Genomic DNA, 12,025 nt, shown 5'->3' with positions numbered 1-12,025 from the left:
TTCGACCTGCATCGGTTGAAGCCTACACAGGCGCCTTTCGGGGCGCCTTTTCTTTGGGCGTTAAAAAACTAGAGCACTATCTTCTTATTCATTGGCCTGCAATGGCGCAGGGATAGCCCGGCGCTGCATCACAGCGGCAATCTCTTTTTTACTGAAGTGAGTTTCTTTCCCGCGTCGATAACGGGTCAGGGGTACGCGGCCTTTGCAGACAGCGACTGCCAGTGAGCCTGGCTTCATACCCATTAAGGCAGCGGCCTGCCGATAAGAAACGAGGTCTGCGAAAAAATCGTCGGGGGAGGTTTGCATGGTTTTGCCATCCTTTGTTTTGCGGATGGCTTTACTTGTCAGCCGTCCACGTTAATGAAGAACGACTCCAACCATATAGATATAAATTCGGTACTCAATCAAGTTAAGGGGCAAAACAGAAACTTACTAGGGTTTCGGACGCTGGCCGTCCCAATCACTCGCTGGGCGTGATTAGCGCCGCCCTTGCAGCGGATTCAGCGTTTGTTTTCATGCCCGTTGCTTCACCAATACTTTTCAGAATTTGCACAAGAAATCCGGTTTTAGACGTATTGGTTTGCAATCGGTAGGACCGCAACGTATCGGCGACAGCGCCGGCTAACGTAGTGCTATCCAAGGTAGGGCGGTCTCCGTCAAGCCCTTTGCTCAATAGCACAAACAATTCTTGCGCTTGCTGCTTTCCAAGATTCGCATAAAGGCGGTGAAGCAGTTCGGGCCTGCGTATAGCTTGCATCGCTTTTACAGCTTGCTCATCAACACGCGACGGCTTTTTTAAATGAAACCCAGCGCGGCTAAATTCACTAGCCGCCACTGCCAAGGCGATTCTTTCAAGTTTTGCCATCAACTCAGGATTTCCAGAAACGTCAGGCGGTAAGTTTTCAAGCTGTGGCGCAATGCGATGCGCGCGCCCGTATTCATCATCGACGTATATTGTGGCAGCCATATCAACCAGGTATTCAACGATGTTTTCGCCGCGACTCACTTGACCACCTCCAAGTGTTTTACGTTATCCAATGGCTGCTCTGCATGTGCATAGAAGGTGCGCTCCACCTTTGCCAGTTCTTCATGAAGGTCTGCGCTAGTGCCAACATAATCATCCAATACATCATTGAACACGCGGTTCTGCAGGCGCTTGGTGGAAGTCCCCGGCAGAACTTCAGCGCACAGTCCTGCATGAGTCCGGCGAAGGTCATGCGGTGATAATTTAATACCCATGGCTGCGGCACATTTACCGACATGTATGCGGGTCTTAACTGGGAACACCCTCCCCTCTGCCTTGCGCCTGAGCCTCAAGGGCCGCACTAGTGTCGATGGGATTGGCAGCTTCGCTGTTATGCGGTTCTTAGTATCACGCAGAGTGTATTCGCCGCTTTTCCAATCAATGTCAGACCACTCCAGGCCTTCCGCTTCGCCAGAGCGATTGCCTGTCAATAACAGCCACAGCACGGCCTCCTTATGGACGGCTTCTAACTTGTTTACCTCAGCCAGAAACGGCGGGAACTCATTATTTTTCTTGGTGTGTATCAATCTCCGGTCTTTCGGAGGGCTGACATGCAGCCCTTCATTGTAATCCGCATATTCTTTAACCGGATTGGGTGGCAGCTTGCCGCGATACTTCTGCTGTTTGTTCGTCCAGTTCCAGACGGAAGACAAGCTCCGACACCCTGTAGCGCCGACTGTCGTCGCAGAATCGTCAACGCATTTCTTAATGATTGCCTCTGTGAGTTTTATTAACGGCCCCTTGTACAACTTCTCGCCCAAAAGCCGTTTGATGGTCTTGCGGTAGTTGTCCTTTGTCCCCTCTTTGAGCGGAACCTTTTCACCCCCACGTAGTCTTCGGAGCTTGCCCTTGCAGAATGCGTCCAGTGCATCCTCAACGGTCAAGTCCTCCAGCTCATCCTTAACGCGGCTAGCCTTGCGATCCTTCACAGGGTTGCCACCGCTTGCGATGTAATCAAGCATCTTGAGCGCGGCCTTCTCTGCCGTTTCTGGCGTCATTCCGGGGAACGTGCCGTTATCAATGCCGACACGGGCTGTCTTGCCCTCGACAATGGCGCGAACGTGGTAAGTCAGCTTCCCAGACACCTGCCGAGTTACCCCAAGCTGCGGCACTTTCGTGTCGTAGTAGTAGGCAAGCTTGCCATTACTGGGAGGCACCCCACTGAGGCTGGTTTTAGTAAACCGGAAAGGCTTCGTATAATCGGTTTTGCGGGCGGTAGACATATAATCCCTTTACCCAATGATTTTGGGCCATGCACATTCTCATGCACATTGTCGGGGTAATCTGGGGTAATTGCAAACTAGAGCAAGATAATGCGTATACCACCTATTAAACTAATAAATTCAAGGAGTTATGAGAGTGCTGGCGGGAAACGGGTTAAATATCAATTGGTTAGAAAGTAACCAAAAATTAGATTCAAAATCCCCCGCCTTAACAGGTGTGCCGGTTCGAGTCCGGCCTTCGGTACCATTATTTTACTCTGACTGGCTAAGCATGAGCTGGCGGGTTAGAGACGCAGCTTCGTGCAACAGTCTCACCCCTATCCCTCGCTGGTAAAGCAACAGTAACGTAACGATCATGAAGCCTGTTTTTCAAGCTCTGGGCAACGGTGTTTACTGCATCGACGCCCTGTATACCGCCCCAAACATCGCATGCTGCTATCTCGTGGTGTCCGGGAGTGAGTGCGCTCTGATAGAAACTGGCACCGCTAACAGCCTCACCAATATTTTAGCCACGCTTCAAGCACTGGACATCGATACTGCGCAATTGCGCTACGTAATCCCTACCCACGTCCACCTGGATCATGCTGGAGGCGCGGGAGCGCTACTCCAACACTTTCCCGAGGCCCAGCTGTTGATTCATCCCAGGGGCTCAGCGCACATGATCGACCCGACCCGCCTTATCGCCAGCTCGCAGCAAGTGTATGGGGAAGCTCTATTTGCCCAGCTATATGGCGTCGTCGTCCCGGTGGAAGCCCATCGCGTACGAGTGCTCGAGGATGCCGACACAGTATTGTTGGGTGATCGCCCGCTGCACGTGAAACACACTCGGGGGCATGCAGACCATCACTTTTGTCTATTCGATGAGCAAAGTAGAGGTTGGTTTAGCGGTGACATGTTTGGCGTGAGCTATGCACGACAGCGTTATGCGCAAGGCGCCTTTGTAATGCCAGCAACAACGCCAACGCAATTCGACCCGGCGCTCTACAAAGAGTCCGTAAACGCTTTATGCGAAGCGACGCCACAACTCTTCTACCTTACCCATTTTGGCGCTTTAACCTTCGAAGCAGCGCAGCGCGAGCGCCTGCTGCGACAACTTGACGCTTACGCGCTGCTAGGCAATGCGTATGCTGGCGACCTCAATGCGCTGGAAGCCTCAGTGCTCGATGTGACTCGAAGTGAACTCGCTAAATTAGTTCCGCAAGATCAAACGATGGTTGAGGCTGAGAGCTTGGGTCAGGACGCGTCTCTCAATGCCCAGGGCATTGCCTGGTGGAGCAACAGACAGTCCGCGGCTACCAGAGCGTCCTAGTGCGGCGCACAGAGTGATTACCATTCACTCACAGATGGGCCGAATATGTGCCTGGAGCGACCTATTACGTGCTGGCTGTGACCCACCAGCAGCGGGTCTGGCTTGCGAACGAGGTGCGCGTCTTTCTCGGGGTATTCCAAACTGTGTAAAAAATGCTGCATACAGGCCAGTCGAGCGCGCTTCTTGTCTGACGACTTGATGACGGTCCAGGGGGCATCTGCGGTATCGGTGTAAAAAAACATGGCTTCTTTCGCTTCGGTGTACTCCTCCCACTTACCGAGGGAAGCCTGGTCGATCGGAGAGAGCTTCCATTGTTTTAAGGGGTCGGTTTTGCGCCGGGCAAACCGCGCGTGCTGTTCATCTTTTGTGACCGAAAACCAGTACTTAAACAAACGTACACCGCTACGCACCAGCATTCGCTCCAAGTCCGGGGTTTGGCGCATGAACTCCAGATACTCCTCGGGAGAACAAAACTCCATCACCCGCTCAACGCCAGCTCGGTTGTACCAGGAGCGATCAAACAAGACGATCTCACCATCCGATGGTAGATGCTTCATGTAGCGCTGAAAGTACCATTGCCCCCGCTCCTGATCCGATGGCTTTTCCAGAGCAACCACCCGCGCACCGCGGGGATTAAGGTGCTCCATAAAGCGCTTTATGGTGCCGCCCTTCCCTGCCGCGTCGCGCCCCTCGAACAACACCACAATTTTTTGCCCGCTGTCTTTTACCCATTGCTGAACCTTGAGTAACTCCACCTGCAGAGCCTGCTTCTTTGCTTCGTACTCGCGCCGGGGCATTTTGCTGTGGTAGGGATAATCGCCGGAGACAAATAGCTCACGAATGGCGGCGGGATCGTGGCGCATTTTCGCCAACTGTTGCAGTCGCTCTGCTCGGCCAGTTCCCTGCTGGGATTCCTCGCCGTCAATAGCACTCTCCTTCAAGGTATTAGAATTTTCTGCGAGTTGCTTACCCGACTCACTCATCACTTGCCGTTCCCTGATAATAATTGATCGGGGTATTGAGCCGCAGGCAGTATCCACCCGCAATGATTACAATCAATGAAACACGTAAAACATGCGTTTTTTGCGCGCTAGGAGTATTTGATGGGAAGCGAACCTTTGCTTTTGGGCGTTGACCTCGGCGGCACCAAGATTGAGGCAGCGCTTGTTAGCTCCAACGGTGAATTTGTGCACCGCAAGCGCTGCGCTACACCGGTCGCTGATTATCCGCTACTGCTATCGAAGATATCCGCCTTGTGTGACAGCCTGGAAAACTCAGCAGGACTGGGAGCGCCGCTCCCGCTAGGCATTTGCACGCCAGGCTCTCCCTCACCAGCCAACGGACTGATGCGCAACTGCAACAGCACCGTTTTGAACGGTCAATTACTCCAACAGGATCTCGAGAACGTATCGGGACGCGCTGTGCGTATCGCCAATGACGCTGACTGTCTTGTGCTGTCCGAGGCCATCGATGGTGCGGGACACGGCGCTCGGAGTGTTTTTGGCGTCATCATCGGTACCGGCGTCGGCGGCGGATTATTCATCAACAACGCGCTACTCCAGGGCCCCAATGCCGTAAGCGGTGAGTGGGGGCACAACGCCATGCCTCTGGAGCGAATTTCAGACCTCGCCCCTGAGCTGGTGAGGCCTCGCCCCTGTTACTGCGGCAGGCAAAACTGCATCGAGACCTGGTTAAGTGGCCCGGGACTTGCTCTTACTCATGAACAACTGCACAAACAAAGTATCAACGTCGCAATGCTGAGTAGCGAGGCCATCGATGGACCGCATAGCCAAACAATCTCGACTTACATACAAATGCTGGCTGCCGCGTTGGCAGGCGTCGTCAATGTTGTAGACCCAGAAGTTATTGTTCTCGGGGGCGGGCTCTCAAACATCGAACTCATATACAAATCAACGCCTGACCTGATCAGGTCTCAGGTGCTTTCAGATGTTTGCCGCACGAAGATTTATGCAGCACAACACGGCGACAGCAGCGGAATACGCGGAGCAGCGCGGCTTTGGCAACACGGAGAAACCCCCTCTTACATTGAAGTACCTGCATAGACAGGCTGAGCTGACTGTGCAGAATAGCCGACACGATAACGACAACAAGAGCTCTTGGAGAAACACATGCCCCGCAAAACCCGACCCCTCACTGCCAGATTGTCAGACCTTAGGGGCAATACGAATGTATCTTTAAGCCACGGCTTCAGAGTCGCGGCGTTGTTCGTCTTACCCGCACTTTTTGCCGGTAGCGCCGCAGCCAGCGTAGATCGACCAGACGCCAGCGATCTTCTGGAATATGCCCAGGATATGCAAAGCAGTCGCTTTGACTCCGTTGCGTATCAAACCTTGGCTCGTCAGATATCGACACTGCCTTATGCGCAGCAACAACGGCGAGTGTTCGACTGGGTAGACGCACAAGAGCGCTATGAGGTCACAGTGCGAAAAGGCCCTTACGGTGTCCCCCATATTCAAGCTAATGACTACGGCGCGCTCGGCTATGGCGAAGCTTACGCGGCGGCAGAAGATCACCTGTGCAACATCGCTCTGGAAATCGTCAAGGCCAGAGGCGAAAGCTCGAGGTATCTGGGACCCGGCGTAAAGCAGAGTAATATTGCTTTGGATGCGGTTGTTCGGGGACTCAATCTGCGCGGCCAGGCTCGGGTCGCTCTTGACGCCCAGGACCGCGAAGTACGCTCGTGGCTCGCAGGCTATACCGCGGGCTTTAACCGCTATCTGCGCGAGCACGCCGGCGCCCGGAACAGCTCCTGGTGCAGCGGCGCGGATTGGCTCCGTGAGGCGAGCCCTCTGGACTTAATGACTCGCATGGTCATCGCTGCTCAAACGCTGCCTCGCATGAGCGCTGCCATTGCCGGTGTCAAAGCGCCTAATGCAGATCCAGAGACAGCCTCACTGACAGACCAATCTATGCAGCTAGCTGCGCTTGATGCCGCTGCATTGGAAGGCATGGGATCTAATGGCTGGGCGCTTGGCAGCGAGTACACAGAAAACGGTCGAGGCATGCTGTTGGCTAATCCGCATTATCCCTGGTACGGCGAAAGCCGATTCTGGGAGAAGCATCTGACCATTCCTGGCAAGGTGAATATTTACGGTGCTCAGCTTTTGGGCAGCCCCGGCGTGGCGATTGGTTTTAATTCAGCATTGGGCTGGACGCACACGGTCTCCGCTAGCCAACGCCTGGTTCTGTATCGCTTAACACTCGACCCAAATAACCCGCTGCGCTATCGCTACGGTGACCAATGGCTTGATCTCGAGCCTCGATCCATTGAAATCCCCGTCGCCGGTGAGAATGGAAGCATCAACACTCATACGCACACGATCTACACGAGCATCCACGGGCCATTACTCACAATGCCCGGCATGGCCTGGGACGAAAAATACGCCTACGCCGCCCGGGATGCGAATGTCGGCAATCATTCGCTGCTGGCCCAGTGGAAGGCCATGGGTGAAGCATCCTCTTTGGATGACTTCATTGAGGCGCACCGTCAATACAACGCAATGCCCTGGGTCAACACCATCGCAACAAGCGAAGATGGGCGCGCTTTGTATCTGGACAACTCCACGGTGGGGAACTTGAGCAAAGACGCAGAGGCACAATGGCGAGACTCCCTTAAAGAGGACCCCCTCGCCGCGCAACTGTACGCGGGACGACGAATGTTGCTTCTCGATGGCAGTGACCCCGAGAACAGCTGGATTGACGATCCAAGTGTACCCATCGCAGGCACAGTCCCCTTCGAAAACCGTCCGAAGATTGAGCGCAAAGATTACGTGTTTAACTCTAACGACAGCTATTGGCTAAGCAGCCCTAGAGAGCCGCTCGCCGGCTATTCGGTACTTTATGGCCCCACCGAATCGGCCCGATCGCTGCGCACGCGCATGAATATTCGCATGCTGGAAAATCAGTACGGCGATGCCGGCGACGATGGTCGTTTCAACATCCACGAGATACAGCGGGCACTGTTTGGCAATCGGGGCCTGAGTGCAGAATTGCTACTGCCCGAGTTGATCGACAGCTGCCGTAGCGCAGGCGCAGATCTGGCAGACGCCTGTGCTGTATTAGAGGCCTATGATGGCAGCCTCAATCTGGACAGCCCGGGTGCGCCCCTTTTTCGGGAGTGGATCACCCGTTATGACCGACTCGACACAGTCAACGCCGGCAAGCTGTTTGATGAGGACTTTGACGTGGAGCGTCCCGCAATGACGCCCTCGGGCTTAGGTGAGACGGAGTTTGCTGTGCAGTCTCTGCGCGATGCCATGGCGGTACTTGAAACCGCTGGGCTACCGTTGGATGCGACACTGCGCGACTCCCAGTTTGCCTGGCGCGCTGGAAAAGCAATTCCGGTACACGGAGGAAATGGCTTCGAAGGGGTCGCGAACCTGCAAATGTCCGGCAATCCATCCGCGTCGCCCATTTCAGGCATCAAGGCAGAAAAAGTGGCTGACAGTCGGTACCTCACCAAGGATGGCTATGCGGTAGTCCACGGCAGCAGCTTTATTTACACATTGGGTTTTGACGATGAGGGTCCAGTGGCCGAAGCTCTGCTGTCTTACAGTCAGTCAGGCAACCCTAACAGTCGGCACTTTCGCGACCAGACCTCGCTTTACGCAGAGAAAAAATGGCGCCAGGTAGCATTCCAGGAGGATGACGTGGCTCAAAGTGTGAGGTCAATTCGCATTCTGCGCAGCAGCGACACCCGCTAGCCGAATCTGCTGGCAGTCACTGACTCAGGCATCAAAGCCATTGGGGTTTTGTGATTGCCAGCGCCATGCGTCTTCGCACATGCGCTCAACGCCAAAATGTGCCTCCCACCCGAGTTGCTCCCGAGCACTGCTCGGGTCCGCGTAACACTCGGCGATATCGCCCGGCCGGCGAGCCACGATCTCAAAGGGCACATCTTTGCCACTCGCCGATTCGAAGGCCTTTACAAGCTCTAAAACACTGTAACCCGTCCCAGTACCCAAATTAACGATAAGAGGCTCGGCAAGCTCTCGCTGCTCCAAGGCTGCCAATGCGCAAACGTGCCCTTGTGCCAGATCCACGACGTGGATGTAGTCGCGAACGCCGGTGCCATCTCGAGTGGGATAGTCGCCACCAAACACGCTGAGTTTTTGCCGGCGACCCACGGCTACTTGGGCGACAAAGGGCATTAGATTATTGGGAATACCTGACGGGTTTTCACCAATCAAGCCACTCTCATGCGCTCCCACAGGATTGAAGTAACGCAGCAATGCGACCTTCCAGGATGGGTCTGATGCCACAAAATCCATCAACATATCTTCCACGATAAGCTTGCTACGCCCGTAGGGATTGGTTGCGCTGCGAGGAAAACTTTCGGTAATGGGCACCGATGCAGGATCACCGTAAACGGTCGCCGACGAACTAAAAACCAACTGCTTAACATCACAGGTCTGCATGGCTCGAAGCAGCGACAGGGTGCCGGACACATTATTGTCGTAGTAGTGCAACGGCTGCTCCACAGACTCACCGACGGCCTTCAAGCCAGCAAAGTGCACCACTGCATCGGGACGGGTTACCTGCAGCACGCCTTGCACCGCCTGCTCATCACGGATATCCGCCTCATGCAGCTCTGGCCGGTATCCCAATATCTGCTCTAGACGCTCCAAAACCACCGGCGAACTGTTACAAAAATTATCCAGCAAGCTGACCTTATAGCCAGCATCGCTAAAAGCCAGGCAGCTATGCGAACCTATGTAACCGGCGCCGCCGGTAAGCAAAACGCGCTTGCTGTCGCTCATCCAACTAGTCCTCTATAAAAACCTTAAGCTAACAGTCCCAGCCGCAACTGAATAGACTCAATCTTTTCCAGGAGTCTTTGCTACCATGCCTGTCTTCTCATAGGAGTTGTTCAAATGCGTGTTCTTGTGACCGGTGCCGCCGGCTTTATCGGCTCTCATCTCAGCCAACGCTTACTCGATGATGGCCACGAGATCGTGGGCTTGGATAACCTCAATGACTATTACTCGGTGCAGCTCAAAAAAGATCGACTCGCAAGACTTACAACGCGGCAAGGCTTCACTTTCGTCCAGCTGGATCTCGAGGACCGCAAAGCCATGGAGCAGCTATTTGCTGACCACGCGCCTGACGCGGTGATTAATCTCGCCGCTCAGGCCGGAGTCCGCTACTCGCTGGAAAATCCTAGAGCCTATATCAGCAGCAATATCGACGGTTTCATGAACGTTCTGGAATGTTGTCGCCATGCCAAAACCTCACATTTGATTTACGCTTCGAGCAGCTCCGTGTATGGCATGAACACGAGCATGCCCTTCTCAGTGCATGACAATGTAGATCACCCGGTATCACTATACGCCGCGACTAAAAAATCTAATGAGCTTATGGCCCATACCTACTCGCATCTCTACGGACTACCAACCACGGGTCTTCGCTTCTTCACGGTTTATGGTCCCTGGGGCCGGCCGGACATGGCGCTTTTTTTGTTCACCAAAGCCATCCTGGCTGGAGAGCCTATCAAGGTCTTCAACCAGGGACAGATGCGACGCGACTTCACATACATCGATGACATCGTTGAGGGCGTGACGCGCTTGTTAGCCAAGCCACCGCAGGGCAACAATGAATGGAACTCAGCTCAACCAGACCCCGGCAGTAGCTCTGCGCCCTATCGCCTGTTCAATATTGGGAACAACCAGCCCGTAGCTTTAATGGATTTTATATCCGCCATCGAGGCCGCACTGGGTCAGGAGGCCCTCAAAGAGTTCCTGCCCCTTCAGGCTGGAGATGTTCCCGCCACCTACGCTGACATCGAAGCTCTAGCCGACTATGTGGATTACCGCCCGGCAACGGATACCAAGGTGGGAATTCAGAATTTTGTGGACTGGTTCCGGGACTATTACAGACAACCCGGCTGAGCTTGGATAAGCTGACGCCACTTACTTTTTCTGAGCAGGAACTACCGCGTAAATGAATGTCGTAATGATCGGAGCAGGTTATGTAGGGCTGGTATCGGGAGCCTGTTTTGCGGAATTCGGTGCCAAGGTCACCTGTGTAGATAAGCTCGAAGAACGCATTACTGCCCTGCAGCAAGGAAAGATACCGATTTACGAGCCGGGCCTTGACGACCTGGTAAGGAAAAATGCTGACGCCGGACGACTGGCCTTCACCACTGACGTGGCCGGCTCCGTGGCAAACGCTGACTTGATCTTTATTGCGGTCGGTACTCCGACCCGCCGCGGCGACGGACACGCAGACCTGAAGTATGTGTATGCCGCGGCAGAAGAAATCGCCGTTAATCTGCAGGGCTACACGGTCATCGTCGACAAATCGACGGTTCCTGTAGGCACTGCCAGAGAAGTCGCCCGCGTTGTTAAGAAGGCCAATCCAGATGCTGACTTTGATGTCGCCTCCAACCCCGAGTTTCTCCGCGAAGGCTCGGCAATCAGTGACTTCATGCGTCCTGATCGCGTGGTCCTGGGCGTGGAGGCCGAGCGTGCAGAAGAACTACTTCGAGAACTATATCGGCCGCTCAACCTCATAGAGGCGCCCATTTTTGTAACCGGACTTGAAAGTGCCGAGTTGATCAAATACGCCGCCAACGCTTTTCTGGCGACCAAAATAAGCTTTATCAATGAAATGAGTCAGCTTTGTGAGAAAACCGGTGCAGACGTTAATGCCGTTGCAAAAGGTATGGGCATGGACAAGCGCATCGGCAATAAATTCCTCCACGCGGGCCCCGGCTATGGCGGCTCCTGCTTCCCTAAGGACACCCTGGCTCTGAATCGTATGGCGCAGGAACACGGCGTGGGAAGTCGGATCGTAGAGGCTGTTGTGGAAGTCAACGCCTCACAAAAGGCCCGCATGGTGTCAAAGATTCGTGAGGCCCTGGGCGGCTCGGAGGCAGACAAGCGTATTGCGGTGCTCGGACTCACCTTCAAGCCTGAGACCGATGACATGCGCGATGCCCCGGCTCTCGCCATTCTCCCGGCTCTCATCGATCGCGGCGCAACGATTATCGCCCATGACCCCGAAGGCATGAACGAGGCACGTCCCCTTCTGCCGGACAGTGTGGAGTATGCCGAGAATATCAATGATGCAATCAAGGATGCCGACGCAGTCGTATTGATGACCGAATGGAATCTCTATCGCGGCCTGAACCTGAGTGATCTGCGCGAAGCGATGCGCGGGGATGTTTTTGTCGATCTTCGCAACGTCTATGAGCGCGGATTAATGGAACGCGCCGGACTGCGTTACACCAGCGTCGGAAGGTAAGCCCCGGGGCATCGCAAGCTTCAATATTTGCCTTGCTTCGCGGACCCAGTTGGAACAACAAGGGACCGCCTCCCAAGCGGTGTGAGACTCCATTTTCATCCAATGCTGAACTAGCCAGCAATGCTGATGCGTGATAGCGTCGCCCTTAGGCATTGTCACAAGCGCAGGGACCGCTAGGCGATGAAGATATTTGTATCAATAAGA

Annotated in this window: 10 protein-coding genes; 5 read left to right on the top strand and 5 right to left on the bottom strand. The window is 54.4% G+C overall.

All coding sequences use genetic code 11. From position 1 onward, the window contains the following. Window positions 1-84: 84 nt before the first annotated feature. The 3 genes from R0135_RS00545 to R0135_RS00535 form a co-directional block, all read right to left on the bottom strand. Window positions 85-306, bottom strand: coding sequence for a hypothetical protein (locus R0135_RS00545; RefSeq protein ID WP_407348316.1), 222 nt, complete (start codon window positions 304-306; stop codon window positions 85-87). Window positions 307-460: 154 nt separating this feature from the next. Then, entirely contained in the window at window positions 461-1,006 is a 546-nt protein-coding gene (locus tag R0135_RS00540) for a hypothetical protein (RefSeq protein ID WP_407348315.1), read from the bottom strand. After that, on the bottom strand, window positions 1,003-2,247 hold the full coding sequence (locus R0135_RS00535) for a tyrosine-type recombinase/integrase (protein WP_407348314.1): 1,245 nt from the start codon (window positions 2,245-2,247) through the stop codon (window positions 1,003-1,005). The genes R0135_RS00540 and R0135_RS00535 overlap by 4 nt, the downstream gene beginning before the upstream one ends. A 355-nt stretch (window positions 2,248-2,602) precedes the next feature. Between R0135_RS00535 and R0135_RS00530 the strand changes: the two genes are divergently transcribed. Beyond that, entirely contained in the window at window positions 2,603-3,556 is a 954-nt protein-coding gene (locus R0135_RS00530) for an MBL fold metallo-hydrolase (protein WP_407348313.1), read from the top strand. A gap of 17 nt (window positions 3,557-3,573) precedes the next feature. Here R0135_RS00530 and ppk2 read toward each other — a convergent pair whose 3' ends face one another. Continuing rightward, window positions 3,574-4,539, bottom strand: a complete 966-nt coding sequence (ppk2, locus tag R0135_RS00525; RefSeq protein WP_407348312.1) for a polyphosphate kinase 2 — start codon at window positions 4,537-4,539, stop codon at window positions 3,574-3,576. Window positions 4,540-4,659: 120 nt separating this feature from the next. Here ppk2 and R0135_RS00520 point away from each other — a divergent pair, with 120 nt between their 5' ends. Continuing rightward, complete coding sequence (locus tag R0135_RS00520) at window positions 4,660-5,619, top strand: ROK family protein (protein ID WP_407348311.1); 960 nt, start codon at window positions 4,660-4,662, stop codon at window positions 5,617-5,619. Between the two features lie 66 nt (window positions 5,620-5,685). After that, entirely contained in the window at window positions 5,686-8,280 is a 2,595-nt protein-coding gene (locus R0135_RS00515; RefSeq protein WP_407348310.1) for an acylase, read from the top strand. Between the two features lie 24 nt (window positions 8,281-8,304). Here the strand turns inward: R0135_RS00515 and galE are convergent, their stop codons facing one another. After that, the gene (galE, locus tag R0135_RS00510) at window positions 8,305-9,336 is read right to left on the bottom strand and encodes a UDP-glucose 4-epimerase GalE (RefSeq protein WP_407348309.1); all 1,032 of its coding nucleotides are present in this window, start codon (window positions 9,334-9,336) and stop codon (window positions 8,305-8,307) included. A 114-nt stretch (window positions 9,337-9,450) separates the two neighbouring features. On the opposite strand from galE, the gene R0135_RS00505 reads away from it, so the two are divergent. Together R0135_RS00505 and R0135_RS00500 are read left to right on the top strand one after the other, a co-directional pair. Then, the gene (locus R0135_RS00505; RefSeq protein ID WP_407348308.1) at window positions 9,451-10,464 is read left to right on the top strand and encodes an NAD-dependent epimerase; all 1,014 of its coding nucleotides are present in this window, start codon (window positions 9,451-9,453) and stop codon (window positions 10,462-10,464) included. Between the two features lie 52 nt (window positions 10,465-10,516). Next, window positions 10,517-11,821, top strand: coding sequence for a UDP-glucose dehydrogenase family protein (locus R0135_RS00500; RefSeq protein WP_407348307.1), 1,305 nt, complete (start codon window positions 10,517-10,519; stop codon window positions 11,819-11,821). Window positions 11,822-12,025 lie beyond the last annotated feature (204 nt).

The organism is Congregibacter variabilis (genome assembly GCF_045689235.1).
Taxonomy (GTDB): Bacteria; Pseudomonadota; Gammaproteobacteria; order Pseudomonadales; family Halieaceae; genus Congregibacter; species Congregibacter variabilis.
Note: the sequence above shows the minus strand (reverse complement) of the source record. Positions and strands in the feature narration are given on the sequence as shown.